This window comes from Mesorhizobium sp. M0136, assembly GCF_040322515.1.
Taxonomy (GTDB): Bacteria; Pseudomonadota; Alphaproteobacteria; order Rhizobiales; family Rhizobiaceae; genus Mesorhizobium.
The window spans coordinates 140688-159966 of sequence record NZ_JAMYTP010000003.1 but is presented as its reverse complement, the minus strand read 5'-3'; the positions used below and the strand labels follow the sequence as shown (position 1 = coordinate 159966).

General features: G+C 62.7%; 21 protein-coding genes. 12 read left to right on the top strand and 9 right to left on the bottom strand.

Features of this window, described 5'->3' with window-relative positions; translation table 11 throughout:
- On the bottom strand, positions 1–1098 hold the full coding sequence (locus NKJ35_RS04545) for a lactonase family protein (protein ID WP_352645288.1): 1098 nt from the start codon (positions 1096–1098) through the stop codon (positions 1–3).
- 190 nt (positions 1099–1288) lie between these two features.
- On the opposite strand from NKJ35_RS04545, the gene NKJ35_RS04540 reads away from it, so the two are divergent.
- The 4 genes from NKJ35_RS04540 to NKJ35_RS04525 are packed head-to-tail and all read left to right on the top strand — an operon-like array spanning position 1289 to position 4360.
- Positions 1289–1840 carry a MaoC family dehydratase gene (locus NKJ35_RS04540; protein WP_352645286.1) on the top strand — a complete coding sequence of 184 codons (552 nt, stop codon included), beginning with the start codon at positions 1289–1291 and terminating at the stop codon, positions 1838–1840.
- A gap of 3 nt (positions 1841–1843) precedes the next feature.
- Positions 1844–3004, top strand: a complete 1161-nt coding sequence (locus NKJ35_RS04535) for a CaiB/BaiF CoA transferase family protein (protein ID WP_254818769.1) — start codon at positions 1844–1846, stop codon at positions 3002–3004.
- A gap of 20 nt (positions 3005–3024) precedes the next feature.
- Positions 3025–4167: an extracellular solute-binding protein gene (locus NKJ35_RS04530; RefSeq protein WP_352645502.1), complete on the top strand. Its 1143-nt coding sequence runs from the start codon at positions 3025–3027 to the stop codon at positions 4165–4167.
- 43 nt (positions 4168–4210) lie between these two features.
- Positions 4211–4360: a hypothetical protein gene (locus NKJ35_RS04525; protein ID WP_352645284.1), complete on the top strand. Its 150-nt coding sequence runs from the start codon at positions 4211–4213 to the stop codon at positions 4358–4360.
- Positions 4361–4425: 65 nt separating this feature from the next.
- Here the strand turns inward: NKJ35_RS04525 and NKJ35_RS04520 are convergent, their stop codons facing one another.
- Positions 4426–5262 (bottom strand): amidohydrolase family protein, encoded by an 837-nt coding sequence (locus NKJ35_RS04520; RefSeq protein ID WP_352645283.1) that lies wholly within the window; start codon positions 5260–5262, stop codon positions 4426–4428.
- A 67-nt stretch (positions 5263–5329) separates the two neighbouring features.
- A complete protein-coding gene (locus NKJ35_RS04515; protein ID WP_352451570.1) occupies positions 5330–6118 on the bottom strand; it encodes an IclR family transcriptional regulator in 789 nt (262 codons plus the stop codon).
- Positions 6119–6277: 159 nt separating this feature from the next.
- Between NKJ35_RS04515 and NKJ35_RS04510 the strand changes: the two genes are divergently transcribed.
- From NKJ35_RS04510 to NKJ35_RS04475, 8 genes are all read left to right on the top strand, one after another.
- Entirely contained in the window at positions 6278–7597 is a 1320-nt protein-coding gene (locus NKJ35_RS04510) for an ABC transporter substrate-binding protein (protein WP_352645282.1), read from the top strand.
- A gap of 142 nt (positions 7598–7739) precedes the next feature.
- Positions 7740–8636 carry a carbohydrate ABC transporter permease gene (locus NKJ35_RS04505; RefSeq protein WP_352645280.1) on the top strand — a complete coding sequence of 299 codons (897 nt, stop codon included), beginning with the start codon at positions 7740–7742 and terminating at the stop codon, positions 8634–8636.
- A 2-nt stretch (positions 8637–8638) separates the two neighbouring features.
- Entirely contained in the window at positions 8639–9505 is an 867-nt protein-coding gene (locus NKJ35_RS04500) for a carbohydrate ABC transporter permease (RefSeq protein WP_352645278.1), read from the top strand.
- A gap of 1 nt (position 9506) precedes the next feature.
- Positions 9507–10604, top strand: a complete 1098-nt coding sequence (locus NKJ35_RS04495) for an ABC transporter ATP-binding protein (protein WP_352645277.1) — start codon at positions 9507–9509, stop codon at positions 10602–10604.
- Between the two features lie 3 nt (positions 10605–10607).
- Positions 10608–11720, top strand: coding sequence for a mandelate racemase/muconate lactonizing enzyme family protein (locus NKJ35_RS04490; RefSeq protein ID WP_352645275.1), 1113 nt, complete (start codon positions 10608–10610; stop codon positions 11718–11720).
- Between the two features lie 9 nt (positions 11721–11729).
- Complete coding sequence (locus NKJ35_RS04485; RefSeq protein ID WP_023676093.1) at positions 11730–12059, top strand: L-rhamnose mutarotase; 330 nt, start codon at positions 11730–11732, stop codon at positions 12057–12059.
- Entirely contained in the window at positions 12052–13128 is a 1077-nt protein-coding gene (locus NKJ35_RS04480) for a Gfo/Idh/MocA family protein (RefSeq protein ID WP_352645274.1), read from the top strand. Before NKJ35_RS04485 ends, NKJ35_RS04480 begins: the two co-directional genes overlap by 8 nt.
- A gap of 1 nt (position 13129) precedes the next feature.
- Complete coding sequence (locus NKJ35_RS04475; RefSeq protein WP_352505397.1) at positions 13130–13609, top strand: MaoC/PaaZ C-terminal domain-containing protein; 480 nt, start codon at positions 13130–13132, stop codon at positions 13607–13609.
- Positions 13610–13848: 239 nt separating this feature from the next.
- On the opposite strand, the gene NKJ35_RS04470 is transcribed toward NKJ35_RS04475, so the two are convergent.
- The 6 genes from NKJ35_RS04470 to dctP all read right to left on the bottom strand — a co-directional run bounded on the left by NKJ35_RS04470 (position 13849) and on the right by dctP (position 19239).
- Positions 13849–14805 (bottom strand): C-terminal binding protein, encoded by a 957-nt coding sequence (locus tag NKJ35_RS04470; protein ID WP_352645273.1) that lies wholly within the window; start codon positions 14803–14805, stop codon positions 13849–13851.
- 12 nt (positions 14806–14817) lie between these two features.
- Positions 14818–15576: an HpcH/HpaI aldolase family protein gene (locus tag NKJ35_RS04465; protein WP_352645272.1), complete on the bottom strand. Its 759-nt coding sequence runs from the start codon at positions 15574–15576 to the stop codon at positions 14818–14820.
- A 42-nt stretch (positions 15577–15618) separates the two neighbouring features.
- Positions 15619–16332 (bottom strand): hypothetical protein, encoded by a 714-nt coding sequence (locus tag NKJ35_RS04460; protein ID WP_352645271.1) that lies wholly within the window; start codon positions 16330–16332, stop codon positions 15619–15621.
- Positions 16333–16358: 26 nt separating this feature from the next.
- Positions 16359–17669, bottom strand: a complete 1311-nt coding sequence (locus NKJ35_RS04455; RefSeq protein ID WP_254818782.1) for a TRAP transporter large permease — start codon at positions 17667–17669, stop codon at positions 16359–16361.
- A 3-nt stretch (positions 17670–17672) separates the two neighbouring features.
- Positions 17673–18185 (bottom strand): TRAP transporter small permease, encoded by a 513-nt coding sequence (locus tag NKJ35_RS04450; protein ID WP_352645270.1) that lies wholly within the window; start codon positions 18183–18185, stop codon positions 17673–17675.
- Between the two features lie 94 nt (positions 18186–18279).
- Positions 18280–19239: a TRAP transporter substrate-binding protein DctP gene (dctP, locus tag NKJ35_RS04445; RefSeq protein ID WP_352645269.1), complete on the bottom strand. Its 960-nt coding sequence runs from the start codon at positions 19237–19239 to the stop codon at positions 18280–18282.
- Positions 19240–19279 lie beyond the last annotated feature (40 nt).

Sequence of the window (19279 nt, the reverse complement as noted above, 5' to 3'; positions counted from 1 at the left end):
TCAACGCACGATCCTCACGCACATCGGCGTGCCGATGTCGATGGATCGGCCGGTGTCGGTCAGCCGGCCGGTTGCGGCATCACGGGCGAAAATCGAGATGCGGTCGGCATTCTGGTTGGCCGAGAACAGATGGCCGCCCGAAGGCGTCAGGGCCAGATTGCGCGGCGTGGCGCCCCCGCAAGGCGTATAGCCCACAAGGGTAAGCCTGCCGTTTTGCTGGTCGACCGAAAACACGGCGATGCTATTATGGCCGCGGTTGGAGCCATAGAGGAAGCGGCCGTCGGGCGAGATCTGGATGTCGGCGCAGTGATTGCCGTCGCGCGCCTCGGGCGGCACCGCCGGCTTACTGCCGATCACCGCAAGCTTGCCTGATCCGTCTTCCAGCGCTAGCGAGACGACCGTCGAGTCCAGCTCGTTCATGACGAACACGAAGCGCCCGTCCGGATGCAGCGCGAGATGGCGCGGACCAGCCCCCGGCGCAAGCGCCGATTCGGCGAGCTTCGTCAGACTGCCGTCTGAGCCGATGCGATAGGACACCAGCTGGTCGATGCCGAGGTCGGCGACGATCGCCATGCCGCCGGCAACCGTCTCGGTTACGCTATGAGCGTGCGGCCGCTCCTGGCGTGCGGGGTCTGGTCCGCTCCCGCTATGGGCGACGCTCGACAACGGTGCGCTCAGGCCGCCATCCTCGCGCAGCCCCAAGACCACGACCGAGCGATCGGGGCCGCCCTCGCCCATGCCGTAATTGGCGACCAGCAGCTTGGTCCCGTCGCGCGTGAGGGTGTTATGCGCCGTGATGCTGCCCAGCGTCGGCTGCTTGTTGATGTAGGACAGCGTGGCGGTCTGCCTGTCGAAACGGTAGGCCGAGACAACACCTTCGCGCCAGGTGAACACTTCGGAATTGGCGTAGACGTGGGAGCCGTCCGGCGTCACCGACAGGAAGGTCGGATTGTCGATGTCTTCCGTCTCGGCCAGTTTCTTTGTCTCCAGTGTCCCCTCGTCGAAACTGTAGACGCCCAGCCCGACGCCGCGCGCGCCCTGAAAATATGGGGCGTCGCGATTGAGGCTGCCGACGAAAACCAGACAGGCATTCTGCATCACTTCCTCCCATGTTCCGCCGGCATGGGCCGCGACGGAGCCGCCAAAATTTCGCCGAGACTCGCTTGCAACACAACCCCATATGTGAAAATACTATTCACAAAAGAAGATTGACGGGAGGATCGATCATGCATTTCGCTGGTCTGCGGCGCGCCCTGATGGACGATTCCCGCTCCCAGAGGAAGTCGTCATGAGCGGCTTCGCGCCAACCGTGGGCGTGGCATCTACACACCCCGCCAACATGCCCAGGGATCACGCCGACCTTCCCGTCTGGAACGCGGAGAACTGGTTCTACGAAGACTGGCCGGTCGGCCAGAAGATCCGCTCGCTGCGACGGACCATTGCCGAGGGCGACAGCCATCTCTTCAACACGCTCGTGCTCGACATCCATCCATACGTGCAGGACCAGATATTCGCCGAAACAGAAGGCATCTTCGGCAAGCGCCTGGTCGCCGGCGCCTTCGTGTTCTCGGCCGGGCTCGGCCTCGTTGCCACCAACTGCATCAACGCTTTTTCCTATGGCTACGACAAATTGCGCTTCATCAAGCCGGTGTTCATCGGCGACACGATCTATTCGATCCGCTCCAATCTCGACAAGAAACCCAAATACAAGGAGATGGGGCTGATCCGCGCCAGCTATGAAGTCTTCAAAGGTGAAGGAGAGCTTGTGCTTTATTGCGAGCACCTGCAGACGGTGAAGTACCGCAATCCGGCCGATTTCGCCGGCAAGACGGAGAAATAGGCAATGGCTGCCATTGCCGAACTGCCGCTGACCGGGCTCATCGTTGTGGATATGAGCCAGTTCTTGTCCGGCCCCTACTGCTCGCTCAGACTGCTCGACCTCGGCGCTCGCGTCATCAAGATCGAACGGCCGGATGGCGGCGACCTGTCGCGCCGTCTCTATCTCAGCGACACCGAGATCGGCGGCGATTCCACTATCTTCCACGCGATCAACCGCGCCAAGGAAAGCTTTGCCATCGACTTGAAGGACGAGGCCGACCTTGCGGCACTGCGCGGCCTGCTGGCCAGGGCTGACGTGCTGATCCAGAACTTCAGACCCGGCGTCATCGAACGACTGGGCTTCGATTATGACGCGGTGCGCAAGATCAATCCGCGCCTGGTCTATGCCTCGATCAGCGGCTATGGCGAGGAAGGCCCATGGGTCAAGCGGCCCGGGCAGGATCTGCTGGCGCAGGCCCGCTCCGGCGTCATGTGGCTGAACGGCGACGAGGACCAGGGGCCGGTGCCCTTCGGCCTGGCGATCGCCGACATGCTGGCGGGTTCGGCCGCCGCGCAAGGCATCCTCGCCGCACTGGTGCGGCGCGGTGTGACCGGCAAGGGCAGCCATGTCGAGACCAGCCTGCTCGAAGCGCTGGTCGACTTCCAGTTCGAGGTGCTGACCACGCATCTCAATGACGGGCGCCGGCTGCCGCGGCGGTCGAGCTTCCGCAGCGCACACGCCTATCTGTCGGCGCCCTACGGCGTCTATCCGGCCAAGGACGGCTATCTGGCGATCGCCATGACGCCGATCTCGAAACTCGCCGATCTCCTCGGGCTCGAGGAACTTGCGCCCTACCGCGATCAGCCGTCGACCTGGTTCACTGCCCGCGACGAGATCAAGGCGATCATCGCGCAAAAAATCGCGACGAAAACGGTCGACGAGTGGCTTGCCATCCTCGAGCCTGCCGACATCTGGTGCGCCAAGGTTTTGACCTGGCCGGAAATGATGGCCAGCGAAGGCTTCCAGGTTCTCGACATGCTGCAGACGGTGACGCGCGAGGATGACGTTTCGATCCTTACCACGCGCTCGCCGCTCAGGGTTGACGGCATCCGCGCCAAGGTCGAGCGGGCCGCGCCACGCATCGGCGAGCACAGCGCAAAAATCCGCGCGGAGTTCGGGCTGTGAGCGACGTCATGCTCAAAGGCATGACCTGGAGCCATCCGCGCGGCTATGACCCGATGGTCGCCTGTTCGGCGCTGTGGAAGGAACGGACCGGCGTCGCTATCGAATGGGACAAGCGCTCGCTGCAGGATTTCGAGTCCTTTCCGGTCCAGGAACTGGCCCGCGCCTATGATCTGATCGTCATCGACCATCCGCATGTCGGCCAGATCACCGCCGAGAACTGCCTGACGCCGCTCGATATCGCCGGCCGGGAAGCCGAACGTGCAGCACTTGCGGCGGACAGCGTCGGCCGGTCCTATGCCAGCTACAACTGGCAGGGCCGGCAGTGGGCGTTTCCGATCGACGCGGCCAGCCAGGTGCAGGCGTGGCGGCCCGACATGCTCTCGGCTGCGCCGGCGAGCTGGGCCGATGCGCTCGATCTGGCGCGGCAGGGCCGCGTGTTGTTGCCGCTCAGGCCGCCGCATTCGCTGATGGTGTTCTACACGCTCGCCGGCAATCTCGGCCGGCCCGCCGGTGAAGGCCCGGGCGACCATGTGGATCCTGCAACTGGCAAGCAGGTTTTCGAGATGATGCGCGAGATCGCGGCGCTCGTCGGCCCGGCCTGTCTTGGCATGGATCCGATCGCGGTTCTGGAGCAAATGGCCGGATCGGGATCGCGGATCGCCTGTGCGCCGCTGATCTATGGCTATGTCTCCTACGCCATCGCCGGATTCCGGCCCAACCGCGTTGTTTTCGCCGATAGCCCTGCTGCAGGCAATGTCGGTCCCAAAGGCTCGGCGCTCGGCGGGACCGGCATCGCCGTGTCGGCCTTTTCGAAGGCCAGGCAGGCGGCCATCGACTTCGCTTACTGGATCGCCAGCGGTGACGTGCAGCGCGGCCCTTATGCCTCGGCCGGCGGCCAGCCCGGCCATGCGGCAGCCTGGGCGGATGCCGCCGTCAATGCCGCCAGCGGCAATTTCTACAAGGACACCCGAGCCACGCTCGAAGGTGCCTGGGTCAGGCCGCGGCACGACGGCTACATGGCCTTCCAGCAGGCGGCGTCAGATCGCATCAATCTTGGCCTGAGCGAAAGGCACAATGCCGCTCGCGTCGTTGCCGATCTCAATCGCCTGTTTCGGGAGAGCCTTTCGACGCAGGTGTCCGGCGTTGCCGGCGGAGGAGCCTGAAACAACCGAACGGAGGAGAGCCTGCGCTCAAGACGTTTCGGGCGTGATTGCTGGATTGCCGACCGAACTGAAGGCGCAATATGACGGCGCGCCGCAGAAGGTGCTGCCGTCGGCCTGGGCGGCATCTGGCCTGGTCATCGTGCTCCTGGTTTCGCTCTACGGTCGCGAGCGGCACATGTCGGCGACCATCTGAGGCCGTCTATTCGTTTTAGCCGCATTTGTGCGACGCCAAGTGATTCCACTTGGCTGCAAAATGCTCTACAACCTCCACAGCCGCTTGGCGTTGCCTGACAGCAGTTTTTGCCGCTCATCGGCGCTGACACCACTGAGCAGCGCGTGCGTTGCCGCAATCCAGGTCGCAAGCCCACCGCCGAGCGTGCAGACCGGCCAGTCGCTGCCCCAGACGACGCGATCCCAGCCGAAGCATTCGATGGTGTGCTCAACATAGGAACGCAGCGTTTCGACAGTCCAGGATCCGGCATCCGCATAGGCGACCACACCGGAAATTTTGCCGGCGACATTCGGGCGCCGCGCGATGTCCGCCATGTGCTCGCGCCAGGGGTGCTCGGCACCGCCCTTGATGTCCGGCACGCCGCAATGGTCGAGCACGAACTGCACATCCGGCGCGAGGTCGGCGAGTACGATCGCCTTGGGGATCTGGTGCGGCAGGACGACGAGGTCGAAGGTCAGGCCGCTGCCGGCAAGCCGCTTGATGTTTTCACGAAACAGCGCGCCTTCCGACAGTTCATCCGGCATGACGTGCAGCACACGCCGAAAGCCCTTGACGAAAGAATCTTCACGCTGGCGCTCGATATAGCCGGCAAAGCCCGGCTCTTCCGGACGGCAGGAGGCGATTGCACCGCGTAGCAGGCTGCCCTTCTGCTGCGACAGCGTTTTCACATGGCTGGTCTCGGCCTCGATGTCGGCAGGATCGACATCGACCTCCATGTGCAATGCGCCCTCGATGCCGGCGCGGCGGGCCTGGACTGCATATTCGTCGTAGGAGAAATCGCGGTTGAGCGCCGGCACACCGGCCAGCCAGGGATAGCGCAGCGCGGACTGGTCGATCAGGTGCAGATGAGTGTCGAAGATCATGATGGCGCGCTCCTCCTTGGCGACTTCGCGATCATCTCACGGAGAAATTCTTCATTCAAATAAGAATTCATCGCGATTGCTTGACGGTCGATCCCGCCAGCTGCGACAGCTTTTCGGTCGCTGCCAGCAGCAGCTCAATCGTCCTCGTAATGTCGGGCGCCTTGGGTGCGTTGACCAGGGTTATGTAGGGGATCGACAGCGCGGCGATCGCCCTGCCGTCCGAGCCAAGGACCGGCGTCGACAGGTTGAAGACACCGGCGGTCTGCATCGATGCCATCATCTCGTAGCCGCGTTCCCGGATCTGGTCGAGGCGGGCAAAGAACTCCGGCGATTGCGGCGGCTTGTCGGTGCTGCGCAGATGTTCTGAGATCATCATCTGCCGCTCTTCCGGCGGGCGGAACGCCAGCAACACATGGCCGGAGCCGGTGTCGAACAGGCTGATATGCGAGCCGACGCGGATCGAGATGCCCCAGTAATCCGGTGCTTCCTGCTGTGCGATCACCACCGCAGAACCGCGATCGAAGACGACCAGCTGATTTGCCTGCTGTGTGGTCTCGGCCAGCTCGCGCATCAGCGGCGTCGCATAGGAAACCAGCCGTCGCACCGGCGCGTGCAGCTGCGCCAGGCCAAACAGCTTCAGCGTCAGTGAGTAACGGTCACCATCCGGCCGCGTGACATAGCCGCGCCGCACCAGCCGGTCCAGCATGCGGTAGAATTCGTTCGGGCTGCGGTCGAGCTTCTTGGCGATTTCCGCCTGCGTCAGGCCACCATCGACCCCGGCCAGCAGCTCGAGGATGTCGAGCCCCTTGTCCAGCGCCGGGGCTCGATAGCGGTCGTCTTCCTCGTCCTCCGCCATTCCGCCTCTCCAGTGAATTGCATTTTTCATATACGCATAACGGTATTGCTTCCGAAAGAACTTTCGGCTTGACGATCCTATGAATGTTTTGTTTGTATATGAATGAAGCTGCCGATCGACCTCACAACGCGATCGATGCAGGCTCTTGGGAGGATACCAATGACGAAACTGTTCTGCGGCCTGTCGGCCGGCGTAACGCTGCTCGCACTTGGTGCGAGTGCTGCCCTTGCTGCCGACCTGCCAGGCAAATTCGACGGCGTCACCATCGACGCCAAGCTGATCGGCGGCCAGCAATATGAAGGGCTCTACGCGCGCATCGGCGAATGGGAAAAACTGACCGGCGCCAAGGTCAACGTGATCTCGAAGAAAAACCACTTCGAGCTCGACAAGGAAATCAAGTCGGACATCGCCTCCGGCAGCATCAACTGGTGCGTTGGGTCGAACCACTCGTCCTTCGCGCCGCAGTATCCTGATATCTACACCGACCTCAACAAGCTGCTGCCGAAGGAGGAGATCGACGCCTTCGTGCCGTCGACGATCAAGGCCTCGACGCTCGACGGCAAGCTGGTGATGCTGCCGCGCGCGCAGTTCGACGTGTCGGCGCTCTATTACCAGAAGAGCCTCTACCGGGACGAAGCCAAGAAGGCCGCCTACAAGGCCAAGTACGGCAAGGAGCTGACGCCGCCCGACACCTGGGACGAGGTCGCCCAGCAGGCGGAATTCTTCGCCAGCCCGCCCGATTTCTACGGCACCCAGTTCGCCGGCAAGGAAGAGGCGATCAACGGCCGGTTTTACGAGATGCTCATCGCCGACGGCGGCGAATACCTCGACAAGGATGGCAAGCCGGCCTTCAACTCGGAAGCCGGCGTGCACGCACTCGACTGGTTCGTCAATCTCTACAAGGCCAAGGCGGTGCCGGCCGGCACCACCAACTATCTGTGGGACGATCTCGGCCAGGGCTTTGCCTCAGGCACCGTCGCCATCAACCTCGACTGGCCGGGCTGGGCAGGCTTCTTCAACGATCCGAAGTCGTCGAAGGTCGCCGGCAATGTCGGGGTTAAGGTGGCGCCGAAGGGATCGGCCGGCATTCGCACCGGCTGGTCGGGGCACCACGGATTTTCGGTCACCGAAAACTGCGCCAGCAAGGAGGCTGCGGCGTCGCTGGTCTGGTTCCTGACCAATGAGGACAGCCAGAAGCTCGAGGCGGCAAGCGGCCCACTGCCGACCCGCACGGCGGTGTGGGACTGGGACATCCAGCAGGCGGCAAGCGATCCCTATAAGAAGGAAGTGCTGGCCGCGTTCCAGGAAGAGGCAAAGCACGCTTTTGCCGTGCCGCAGACACCTGAATGGATCGAAATCTCCAACGCCGTCTATCCCGAATTGCAGGCCGCCATCCTTGGCGACAAGACCTCCAAGCAGGCGCTGGACGACGCTGCCGCCAAGGCCACCCAGATCCTCGAGGACGCAGGCAAGCTTTGATCATTCAACCAAAGGGGGCGCCGCGCTCATTGAAGAGCGGCGCCCCGAACTTTTTTCGAACCATGCGCAACACGCTTTGTCTTGATCCCAGCTCGCCAATGGCGGCCTTCGGTGTCCGGGCACCAACCAGAACCGGATCGCCATGAAAGGCTGGAGACCTTCGCCGCCATTGCTGCTCCTGCTGCCGGCGGTGATCGTGCTGGCGGCGGTGGTGGTGGTGCCGCTGCTGCTGTCGCTCTATTCCAGCTTCACGCCGTTCCGGCTGACCAGGCCGGAGACGTTCTGGGTCTTCATCGGCGCGCGCAACTACGTCGCCATCCTGACCAGCCGCGCTTTCTGGGTCGCCTTTGCCCGCACCGTGGTGCTGCTGACGGTGGCGCTCAACCTGGAAATGCTGATCGGGCTAGGGCTGGCGTTGCTAGTGGAAAAGGCATCGCGCGGCCAGCGGGTTCTGCGCACCATCATGATGTTTCCGATGATGTTTTCGCCGATCCTGGTCGGCTTCCAGTTCAAATTCATGTTCAACGACAATATCGGCCTGGTAAACAACACCCTGCAGGGGCTCGGCCTGACCGACCGCGCCATCCCGTGGCTGATCGACGGCAATCTCGCCTTCATCGCCATCCTGACCGCCGAGATCTGGTCGTCGACCTCGGTGTTCGCGATTCTGATCCTTGCCGGGCTGCTGGCGATGCCGCGCGAACCGGTCGAGGCGGCCCGCGTCGACGGCTGCACGCCGTGGCAGACATTCCGCTATGTCACCTGGCCGTTCATCATGCCGTTTGCTTTCATCGCCATGACCATCCGCTCGCTCGACGTCGCGCGCGCCTATGACATCGTCAAGATCATGACCGACGGCGGTCCTGCCGGCCGCACCGAACTGGTCTGGACGCTCGTCGCCCGCACCGCCTATGGCGATGCCCGGATGGGAATGGCCAATGCCATGGCCTATTTCTCGATCCTGCTGTCCATCCTGTTCACCGTCTATTTCTACCGCAAGCTTGCCGCGGCGCGCACGCAGATCGCGGCGGAGTGGTGAGGATGGACCAGAACAGCCTGCATCGCGTCGGCAACAAAGCGCTCGGCATCGTTCACGGCATCGGACTGTTCCTGGCCATGCTGGTCATCTGCCTGCCCGGCATCTGGATCGTGCTGTCGTCGCTGCGGCCGACCGTCGAGATCATGGCCAAGCCGCCGGTGTGGATCCCGCAGCAACTCTCGCTCGATGCCTACATAGCCATGTTCAGCGGCGTCGGCCAGGGCGGCATCCCGGTGCTCGACTACTTCCGCAATTCGCTGATCGTCTCGGTGACCTCGACGGTGATCGCCATCGTTATCGGCATGGCCGGCGGCTATGCCTTTGCGCGCTACCGCTTTCGCGCCAAATCGGCGATGTTCCTTGGCCTGATGCTGACGCGCACGGTGCCTGGCATTGCGCTGTCGCTGCCGCTGTTCTTCGTCTTTGCGCGGCTCGGCATCATCGACACGCATTTCGGGCTGATCCTGGTCTATGTCGCGCTCAACGTGCCGTTCACCGTTTGGCTGATCGACGGCTTTTTCCGCCAGGTGCCGAAAGACCTCGCCGAGGCGGCGCAGATCGACGGCTGCACGCGCTGGCAGGCTTTCTGGCAGGTCGAGTTTCCGTTGGCCGGGCCGGGCATCGCCTCGGCCGGCATCTTTGCCTTCCTCACCTCCTGGAACGAGTTCGCGCTCGCCTCGCAGCTGACACGCTCGATCAACTCCAAGACCCTGCCGGTCGGTCTGCTCGACTATACGGCCGAATTCACCATCGACTGGCGCGGCATGTGCGCGCTTGCCGTGGTTATGATCATACCGGCGCTCACGCTTACCTTCATCGTCCAGAAACATCTCGTCGGCGGCCTCACTTCCGGCGCGGTGAAAGGCTGAAATGGCAACTGTATCGCTCAAGAAACTCACCAAGAGCTATGGTCCGGTGGCGGTCGTGCACGGCATCGACCTAGAGGTCGCCGACCGCGAGTTCATCGCGCTGGTCGGGCCGTCCGGCTGCGGCAAGTCGACAACCCTGCGCATGATCGCCGGCCTCGAGGCGATCAGCGACGGGATCATCGAGATCGGCGGCCGCATGGTCAACGACCTGCCGCCGCGCTCGCGCAACATCTCGATGGTGTTCCAGTCCTACGCGCTCTATCCGCACATGACGGTGCGCGAAAACCTCGGCTTCTCGCTGAAGATAGCCGGCGCCGCGAAGGAAGAAATGGACCGTCGCGTAGCCGAGGCGTCCGGCATTCTCGGCCTCGACCAGTTGCTCGACCGCCGGCCGTCGCAGCTGTCGGGCGGACAGCGCCAGCGCGTCGCCATGGGTCGCGCCATCGTGCGCGATCCCGACGTCTTCCTGTTCGACGAGCCGCTTTCCAATCTCGACGCCAAGCTTCGGACGCAGATGCGCACCGAGATCAAGAAACTGCATGCCAAGGTCCGGTCGACGGTGATCTACGTCACCCACGACCAGGTCGAAGCGATGACATTGGCTGACCGCATCGTCATCATGCGTGACGGGTTCATCGAGCAGGTCGGCACTCCCGACGAGGTCTTCCGCCGGCCACAGACACGCTTCGTCGCCGGCTTCATCGGCTCGCCGCCGATGAATTTGCACGAGGCGGTTGTCGGCGACGGACAGCTGCTGTTCGCCAGCGGCGAGAGACTGCCTCTGCCCAGCCAGTTCAAGGCAAATGTCGGTACCGGCGACAAGGTCGTCTTCGGCTTGAGGCCCGACGACATCTATCCGACGGGACACGGCATCAGCTCCGGCGAAGATGTCGACGTCCACCAGGTGGAACTGCCGGTGACCGTCACCGAACCGCTTGGCAACGAGACGCTGGTGTTTGCCGAACTCAACGGCAGCGACTGGGTATCGCGGATGCTCAATCCAAAGCCGCTCAAGGCCGGCGACCGGGTCAGGATGAGCCTGGACCTGTCGCAGGCCCATCTGTTTTCTGCCGAAACAGGCAAGACATTGCGAGGTTAAAACATGGCAAAGATCGAGAAGGTCGAACTGCGCATGGTCGACTTGGTGCCTAAGGTCAAGCGCACCGATGCCATCCAGAGTTTTGTCAGCCAGGAAACACCGATCGTCACCATCACCGACGCCGACGGCGCGGTCGGCACCGGCTACAGCTACACGATCGGCACGGGCGGCTCGTCGGTGATGCGGCTCCTGGCCGACCACCTTGCACCGCGGCTGATCGGCCGCGACGCCGACATGATCGAGGCGATCTGGCACGAGCTGGAGTTCGCCACCCATGCCACGACGATCGGCGCGATCACGGCAATCGCGCTGGCGGCCATCGACACTGCGCTTTGGGATCTGCGGGCGAGGACGCAAAACCTGCCGCTGTGGAAGCTTGCCGGCGGCGCCAAGGACCGTTGCCCGCTCTACACCACCGAAGGCGGCTGGCTGCATATCGAAACGGAGGCACTGGTCGAGGATGCGCTGGCCGCCAAGGCCAAGGGGTTTCGCGGCTCGAAGGTCAAGATCGGCAAGCCGCACGGTTCCGAGGATCTTGCCCGGCTGACGGCGGTGCGCCGGGCGGTTGGAGACTCCTACGAGATCATGACCGACTGCAACCAGGGCTTTTCAGTCGACGAGGCGATCCGCCGGGCCGAGCGCTTGCGTGAACTCGACCTCGCCTGGATCGAGGAACCGCTGCCGGCCGACGACATTGACGGTCATGTGCGGCTGTCGAGTGCCACATCGACGCCGATCGCTATCGGCGAGTCGCTCTATTCGATCCGGCATTTCCGCGAATATATGCAAAAGGGCGCGTGTTCGATCGTGCAGGTCGATGTCGGTCGCATCGGCGGCATCACGCCGTGGCTGAAGGTGGCGCATGCAGCCGAGGCGTTCGACATACCGGTCTGCCCGCATTTCCTGATGGAACTGCATGTCAGCCTGACATGCGCCGTTCAGAACGGCAGATATGTCGAGTATATTCCCCAGCTCGACGAGCTGACCGGCAAGAAAATGCGTATCGAGGACGGGCACGCGCTGGCGCCGGACGAGCCCGGCATCGGCATCGACTGGGATTGGGATGCGATCAAGTCGAAGAGCATAGCGGAATTCACCGTGGCGATAGTGAAATAGGAGGCGGACATGCAGCGAATGGGAATGGTGCTCGGTCTCAAGCCGGAGAAAGTCGCCGAGTATGTGCGGCTTCACGCTGCCGTCTGGCCGGACGTCCTCAAGATGATTTCCGCCTGCAACATCAAGAATTATTCGATCTATCTAAGGGAGCCGGAGCACCTTTTGTTCAGCACCTTCGAGTACCACGGCACCGACTATGCCGCCGACATGGCGAAGATGGCTGCCGATCCCACGACGCAGGAATGGTGGGCGCTGTGCATGCCATGCCAGGAGCCGCTGCCGACCCGCAAGGAGGGCGAGTGGTGGGCGTCGATGGACGAAGTCTTCCACTATGACTGATGACATTTTCGATCCTGCCTCGCTTTCCCAGGCCTGGGCACAACCGTCAAAGCCCAGGCCGATCGTGATTTTCGGCGCCGGCTCGATCGTCGGCGATGCGCATTTCCCGGCCTATGGGAAAGCCGGTTTCCCGGTTGCCGGGCTTTTCGACCCCGACCTGGCCAAGGCGGAAAAACTGGCGCAGAAATGGGGCGTCACCGCTTACCGGTCGGTCGAGGAAGCTGCGTCAATCAAGGACGCCGTATTCGACCTGGCGACACCGCCGGCCTATCACGCCGGCGTGCTCAGGGCGCTGCCCGATGGTGCGGTGGCGCTGATCCAGAAGCCGATGGGCAGCGACCTCACCGAGGCGACCGAGATCCTCGAAATCTGCCGCTCAAAAAACCTCAGGGCCGCTGTGAATTTCCAACTCCGTTTTGCGCCGATGATGCTGGCGCTGAAGGATGCGATCGCCAAGGGCTGGCTGGGCGAAGTGGTCGATTTCGACGCATGGCTGGCGCTGGCGACACCCTGGCAGCTCTGGGAATTCCTGTTGCAGGCGCCGCGTGTCGAGATCGCCATGCATTCGATCCATTATCTCGACCTGATCCGGCAATTGCTCGGCGATCCCAAGGGGGTTCACGCCAAGACACTCGGCCACCCCGGCCATAAGGTTGCGCAAACGCGCACCAGCGCGATCCTCGACTATGGCGACACCGTGCGCTGTGCGCTGTCGATCAACCACGATCACAAATTCGGTCGAAAACACCAGGCTTGCGAATTCCGCATCTGCGGCACCGAGGGCGCCGCTTACCTCAAATTAGGCGTCAACCTCGATTATCCGCGCGGCGAGCCGGATATTCTCGAAATCTACCCCAAAGGCGGCAAGGGCTGGATTGCGGTTCCACTCGTCGGCTCATGGTTTCCGGACGCCTTTGCCGGCCGCATGGCCAATGTCCAGCGCTACGCGTCGGGCGAGGACGCCGAGCTTGTCAGTTCCGTCGAGGACGGCTGGAGCACCATGGCGCTGGTCGAAGCCGCCTATCAATCGAGCGCGGCGCCAGCAACACCGATACCGGCGAGGCCCTGACATGGAGCAGACGATCTACTTCGAGGACTATCAGATCGGGTCGTCGCGCATGACCAGCGGGCGCACCATCACCGAGACCGATTTCGTCGTCCATGCCGGCCATACCGGCGATTTCTTTCCCCACCACATGGACGCCGAGTTCATGAAGACGACGCCGTTTGGCCAGCGCATCGCCCACGGCACGCTGGTCTTTTCGGTCGGCGTCGGACTGACGGCAAGCGTCGTCAACCCGGTTGCCTTCTCCTATGGCTACGACAGGCTGCGCTTCATCAAGCCGGTGTTCATCGGCGATACGATCCGGACCCGCACCACCATCTCAGCCAGGGAAGACGATCCGAAGCGACCCGATTCAGGCCGGGTCGTCGAGCGTTGCGAGGTGATCAACCAGCATGGCGACGTGGTGTTGGTCGCCGACCACATCTACATCGTCGAGCGTCGCGACAAGCCGAGCAGAGCCTCGACGGATGGCGCTGAAACCTAAAGACAAAAACCCGCCTTGCGACGGGTCCTCGGTGCGAATCAGCACCATACACAAATTAGTAGCATAGCTGCCGGCACAAAGCAAGAACAAAATGTGGCGCTGTCGGCAAAAAATGCGAATTCACTCTTCACCCGTTCCCGTCTCTATCCGCTTGCCGAGGTCGCGCTCAAGGGCGCCTGCCCCGGAACGTCAAGGTGGAACTGTCGACAGGCAGCGGATGGTGCCGACATCGGGAATGGTCATATCCGGTTGACCGGATATACCGGCTTGCCGCCGCGCAGGACCGATGCGACATCGGCAAACACCTTGTTGCGAACCTCCGCGTAAGACTGGGTCGAGTAGTGCGCCGCGTGTGGACTGACCAGGACGGTGTCCAGCGCCAGCAGCGGATTGTCGGGCGAAGGCGGCTCCCGCTCGAAAGTGTCGATGCCGGCGCCAGCCAGATGGCGACGCCGGATCAGATCCGCCAAGGCAACCTCGTCGACGAGGCCGCCGCGGGACACGTTGATGAGTATCGCCCCTTCCTTCATCCGCGACAGGGCTTGCGCCGACATGATGTTTCTGGTCTCCGGTGTCGCGGGAACGTGCAGCGAGACGATGTCGGCGCTGGCAAGCAACTCGTCGAAGCCGACCGGTTCAGCACCACCGGCCGTGATGCGCTCGGCCGGCATGTACGGGTCGTAGGCGATGATGTGGTAGCCGAAGACACGCGCCCGCTCGGCAGTCAGGCGCCCGATCTGGCCGAAGCCGATCAGGCCGATGACCTGCCTGTCGGGCCGTATGATGCCGGCGCCATCGGTCATTGCAGCCCAGCGGCCGGCGCGCACCGCGCTGTCGAACTGCTTCAGCCTGCGCGTCAAGGCCAGGATCAGGGCCATGGCGTGGGTGCTGACTTCCACCAGATTGGCATCCGGCACGTAGGTTATCTGAACACCGGCACGGCTGGCGGCCTCGACGTCGATCGAATCGAGCCCGACGCCGAACCGTCCGACGACCTTGAGCCTCTTCAGTTCCGCCAAAACGCGAGCCGTGATCGGCTCTCGCAATACCATCAATGCGTCGGCGTCGCGGCAGTGTTCGATCAGGGCATCTTCCGTGAGCAGCGTCTTTTCGACAAACTCGGCGCTCAAGCCGTCGAGGTAGCGCAACTGCTCTTCCTCGACTGACAACACGCCGTCGGTCTTGATGATCTTCATGCCAAACTCTTGCTATGAGGCGTTGCGCGCCGACGCGACACCGGCGGCAAGGCCGGCGCCGAGAAACATCGTGTCGCTGGCCAGCACGTGGAAGCTGATGCCGTGCCGCGACCATTTGCCGACATCATCCGCCGAAGGGCGAAAGATGCCGACGGCCTTGCGGGCCGTGCGCGCCGCGGCCGCGATCCTCATAATCGCGGCATTGAGCTTGTCCTGGCCGGCCGGCCCCATGGCGTCGATCGAGACCGACAGGTCGCCGGGGCCGATGAAGATCACGTCGACGCCGTCGACCTGGACGATGTCGTCGATGTTGGCGAGGCCTTCGGCCGTCTCGACCTGGATGGCGACCGTCAGGACCTCGTTGGCCGATTTGAGGTAGTCCGGAATGCTGTAGCCATAACCGGCGGCGCGGCCCGGGCCGACACCGCGGGCGCCGACCGGCGGGTAACGGCAGGCCATGACCGCCATGCGGGCTTGCTCGGCCGTGGAGACACGCGGCACCAGGACGCCCGACGCGCCGGCGTCGAGCGCGGCCGCGATCCACTCCGGCGCGTGGCCGGGAACGCGCACCATCGCGGGAACCTTGTGGACATCGGCGGCGCGGATCAGATCTTCGAGCCGTTCGCGGCCGATCTGCGAATGCTCCCAGTCGATGCACAGGAAATCGACCCCGCTCGCGGCCGCCACTTCGACGGCCACAGGGTGCGGGATGGCGCAGAAGGTGCCGATGAGGCGATCGAGAGAGATACATTTCTTGCGAAAGTCGTACATGAAATCTCCAGAAATTTTCGGCGTCGGCAAAAACCTGTTTGCCTATGTGGCCCTTGACGAAGGATGCACGGCTTCCGTCGACATCGGAAAATGCCGGCTGCCGCCTGAAAACGGCGGAAAAGTCTTGTAGTCGGCGCGCATCTCCAGCCGCGCCGGCGATTGCAGCGCGTGCGTCAATGCAGCGGGACTGTCGAACATGACACGATTGCGCTGCATATGGTCGATCCGCGGCCAGGGCAGCGAACCGCACCAATCCAGTCGCGACAGAACCTCGACGTGGCGAATGCCGGGGAAGCCCCGCATCAATTGCGGATGATGCGTCACATAGTGGTGGAGCCAGACATTCATGTCTTCGGCCGGCCCGGGATAGTGGACAAGATAGCTGCAGGGCAGCCCGGACGTCTTGACGCCAGCGTCATCGACGGGAAACGGACGTACGCACATTGCCTGTTGCGTCGGCCTCGAACCGGCGATGCTCGACAGCATGCCAGGTGCGGCAAGTGCCTGCAGATGGCCGGACGGCGCCAGCGCCGCCTCCATGTCCGCCAAGTCGTCGAAATAGAGCTGGAAGCCAAAGACCGGCGGTGGACCATCGTTGTTGAACATGTCCGTCGCCACTTCGGGCAGGTAGATGTTGGCAAGCGCAAGGCCCGGGGTCGACGCAATCACGCGCCGCACAGCGTCAACGTCTTCACCGGCGATGGCCAAATTTGCCTCGCGGTCGTCATGGAAGAAGGCAAGATAGGCAAAGCGCATGTGGAGACCCTCTGGATCGAGTTCGGCTAGATCAAATTCGGAAGAAAGAGAGCGATCTGCGGAAAGAGGACAATCAGCAGGATCAGCAGAAGCGTCAGTGCGATGTAAGGCGCCGCTGACATGGCAACCGTTTTGAGCGATGTGCCTTTCGGCGCGACACCGATCATGATGAACAGCAGCAGACCAAACGGCGGCGTGGTGAAGCCGACCTCGTACGCGAGCAGCAGGATCAGCCCGAACCATACGGGCTCGTAGCCGAATTGCTGGGCGATCGGCAGGAAGATCGGCAGCGTGATCAGCATCATCGAGACCTGATCCATGAACATGCCGAGCAGCAGGATGACGAGCACCATCATGAGCAGCATGGGATACGGTCCAAGATCGTAGCCGACGATGAACTGGATAAAGCCGTTGGAGGCGCCGGAGAAAGCGAATATCTGCGAGAACGTCGTCGAAGCCGAGATGATCAGGAAGGTCATGCCGGTGACCTTCATCGCATCGTCCAGCGACTTCCAAACAACCGACCAGCTGAACCGTCGGTAGACAAACAACAAGGCGAAAACGGCGGCACAGCCGAGTCCCGCCGATTCCGTCGGCGTCGCTATCCCAAGGATGATCGTGCCGACCACCATGAACACGATAACGCTCATCGGAATAATGTTGACGGCGACCGCCCTCACCTTCTCGGCCGCGGGAACGGCGGGCACCGGATAGTGCGGAGCGGCGTCCGGGTCGATCTTCGTCTGGGCGAAGATCAGCGCCGCGTACATGACAACGAGCAGCAGCCCGGGCAGAGCCCCCGCTATGAGCAGCGCGCCGACGTCGATCTGGGCAAGCGAGCCGAGCAAGACGGCCAGCGAGGATGGCGGGATGATGACGGCAAGGCTTCCGGCTCCAAGCACCGGGCCGTAGGCCATATGCGGCTTGTAGCCCCGCTTCAGCATCTCGGGCACCATCAGCGAGCCCATCATGCCGGTATTGGCGAGGCTCGAGCCCGACAGCGCGGAAAAGATCGTGCCGGCGGCGAGGACGACATAGGCGAGGCGTCCGCGCAGATTGCCGATGCACAGGTCGAGCGCGTAGATGACCTTCTCGCCGAGGCCGGAGCGGAAGAACAGGCTGCCCATGACAAGAAACATCGGCAGCGGGGCAAGCGCGTAGGTCGAGACAGCGTCGGAGAAGTTGGCGACCATCTGCGTCACGCCGATCGAACCGCCGAAGAACAGGTACAGCCCGATCACATTGGTGACGAAGAACGCGAAGGCGACCGGCAGCCCCAGCCCCATCAACACCAGGATGGTGCCAACGAGCACGGCGAATGGAAACAGCCAGGCCACCGGTCAGAGCCCTTCCATTTCCAGAGGATCCAGCGTGTACAGCGTGTCACGGCCGAGCAGATATCTGAGCCATTCCAGCGCCGAGAGGTAGAAGGCGAGCATGATGGGCAGAAAGACCAGCCATTTCGGCATGTCGAAGCTGCGCGTTTCATATTCGCCGCCCGCCACGGCACTCGTCAGGGACGACAGAGCGACGCTGCCGAGGTAGAGGCTGACGGCAATGCAGGCGAGATAGACCAGCTTTTCAAGCACCGCTCGTGCCCGCACCGGCAGCGCCTTTCGCAGGAACTCGACGAAGACATGGCCCTTGCTGTGGACCAGCCATGGCATCGGCAGAAATGCCGCGTAAAGCAGGCCGTATTCCGTCGCGGATACGGCCCAGGCAAGCGGCCTCAGGCCCAGATTGCGGACGCATACATCAGCAACCACCGCGACAATGATGAGGCCAAGCACCACTTTTGCCACCGCCGCCAACGCAAGGCTCAGCTTCCCAATCGCTGCAAACAATCTGTCCATGCCCGACGACCCTGATGTCCACCTTTGCCCCTTGGCCCAGCTTTGATGGAGGGCGCACAAGGCACCCTCGGCTCGGGCTACTGAAAGAATTTCTTCAACTGATCGATGTTGGTGGGATCGCGTTTGGCCATTCTCGCCCAGCTCGCCTGCGTGGCAGCCGCCAGGAATTTGTCCGGCCGGCGCCGGTCAAGCTGACAACCTTCTGCCCGCCGTCGATCATCGCCTGTGCCTGTTTTTCGGATTCGGCAAGGTTGGCGTCATAGCTCGCGCGCTCGTATTCGACGGCCGTGTCGGCAATCAGCTTCTGCGCCTCAGGCGACAGCGTGTCCCATCTGGCCTTGTTGATCGAGATCAGCACGTCGGTTTTGAAGAATTGCGGATCGACACGGTATTTGGTGAATTTGTCCCAGCCGAAGGATGCATAGCCAAATACGGTATAGGCGTTGGCATTGACGACGCCGCGCTCGAGCGAGGTATAGACATCCCCCGGCGCTTGCACGATCACTGTCGCGCCCAGGGATTCGAGGAAATCGCGATAGAGCGGCGACGAGCGGATCTTCAAACTGCCCCAGTCGATGCTGCCTTCATCGTTGAGCTTGGGTTCGTCGACGGTGAAGACGTTGAAGCCGGAGCCCGCGTCGACATGCGCCAGCAGATGGGCATTGGCCTTCTTCTCGAAAATTGCGCTGATGAAGTCCCAGCCGCCATTGTCGCGAACCTCCCAGGGCGTCTTGGTCGATGCGGAGAAAACCTCCCCTTCGGGCACGAGTTCGAGGAACTGCCCTGCCGGTGTGTCGATCACATCGATCAGGCCGCTCCTGAGCGCCGCGCCCTGCTGGATCGGCGGAATGACCTCCGGCCCGCCACGCACGTTGATCTGGACCACGCCCTTGCCCTTTTCGTTCACCTTCTGAACGAACTTCAGGAAGCTCTGGGCGTAGCCGTTCTGCGTCGGCGTAAAATGCACGGCGTTGAGGACGACCTCTTCGGCCATGGCGATACCCGCCACACCCGACATGAGTGCAGCCAGAACAAGGGATTTCCAAATGCGCATTGCAGTATTCCCTCTGATAGATTCACTTCGCCGGGGCCCA

What these genes read in the sequence shown, in the direction of transcription:
- NKJ35_RS04545 (WP_352645288.1), bottom strand. Translation starts at nt 1,098, where the DNA reads ATGCAGAATGCCTGTCTGGTTTTCGTCGGCAGCCTCAATCGCGACGCC.
- NKJ35_RS04540 (WP_352645286.1), top strand. Translation starts at nt 1,289, where the DNA reads ATGAGCGGCTTCGCGCCAACCGTGGGCGTGGCATCTACACACCCCGCC.
- NKJ35_RS04535 (WP_254818769.1), top strand. Translation starts at nt 1,844, where the DNA reads ATGGCTGCCATTGCCGAACTGCCGCTGACCGGGCTCATCGTTGTGGAT.
- NKJ35_RS04530 (WP_352645502.1), top strand. Translation starts at nt 3,025, where the DNA reads ATGACCTGGAGCCATCCGCGCGGCTATGACCCGATGGTCGCCTGTTCG.
- NKJ35_RS04520 (WP_352645283.1), bottom strand. Translation starts at nt 5,262, where the DNA reads ATGATCTTCGACACTCATCTGCACCTGATCGACCAGTCCGCGCTGCGC.
- NKJ35_RS04515 (WP_352451570.1), bottom strand. Translation starts at nt 6,118, where the DNA reads ATGGCGGAGGACGAGGAAGACGACCGCTATCGAGCCCCGGCGCTGGAC.
- NKJ35_RS04510 (WP_352645282.1), top strand. Translation starts at nt 6,278, where the DNA reads ATGACGAAACTGTTCTGCGGCCTGTCGGCCGGCGTAACGCTGCTCGCA.
- NKJ35_RS04505 (WP_352645280.1), top strand. Translation starts at nt 7,740, where the DNA reads ATGAAAGGCTGGAGACCTTCGCCGCCATTGCTGCTCCTGCTGCCGGCG.
- NKJ35_RS04500 (WP_352645278.1), top strand. Translation starts at nt 8,639, where the DNA reads ATGGACCAGAACAGCCTGCATCGCGTCGGCAACAAAGCGCTCGGCATC.
- NKJ35_RS04495 (WP_352645277.1), top strand. Translation starts at nt 9,507, where the DNA reads ATGGCAACTGTATCGCTCAAGAAACTCACCAAGAGCTATGGTCCGGTG.
- NKJ35_RS04490 (WP_352645275.1), top strand. Translation starts at nt 10,608, where the DNA reads ATGGCAAAGATCGAGAAGGTCGAACTGCGCATGGTCGACTTGGTGCCT.
- NKJ35_RS04485 (WP_023676093.1), top strand. Translation starts at nt 11,730, where the DNA reads ATGCAGCGAATGGGAATGGTGCTCGGTCTCAAGCCGGAGAAAGTCGCC.
- NKJ35_RS04480 (WP_352645274.1), top strand. Translation starts at nt 12,052, where the DNA reads ATGACTGATGACATTTTCGATCCTGCCTCGCTTTCCCAGGCCTGGGCA.
- NKJ35_RS04475 (WP_352505397.1), top strand. Translation starts at nt 13,130, where the DNA reads ATGGAGCAGACGATCTACTTCGAGGACTATCAGATCGGGTCGTCGCGC.
- NKJ35_RS04470 (WP_352645273.1), bottom strand. Translation starts at nt 14,805, where the DNA reads ATGAAGATCATCAAGACCGACGGCGTGTTGTCAGTCGAGGAAGAGCAG.
- NKJ35_RS04465 (WP_352645272.1), bottom strand. Translation starts at nt 15,576, where the DNA reads ATGTACGACTTTCGCAAGAAATGTATCTCTCTCGATCGCCTCATCGGC.
- NKJ35_RS04460 (WP_352645271.1), bottom strand. Translation starts at nt 16,332, where the DNA reads ATGCGCTTTGCCTATCTTGCCTTCTTCCATGACGACCGCGAGGCAAAT.
- NKJ35_RS04450 (WP_352645270.1), bottom strand. Translation starts at nt 18,185, where the DNA reads ATGGACAGATTGTTTGCAGCGATTGGGAAGCTGAGCCTTGCGTTGGCG.
- dctP (WP_352645269.1), bottom strand. Translation starts at nt 19,239, where the DNA reads ATGCGCATTTGGAAATCCCTTGTTCTGGCTGCACTCATGTCGGGTGTG.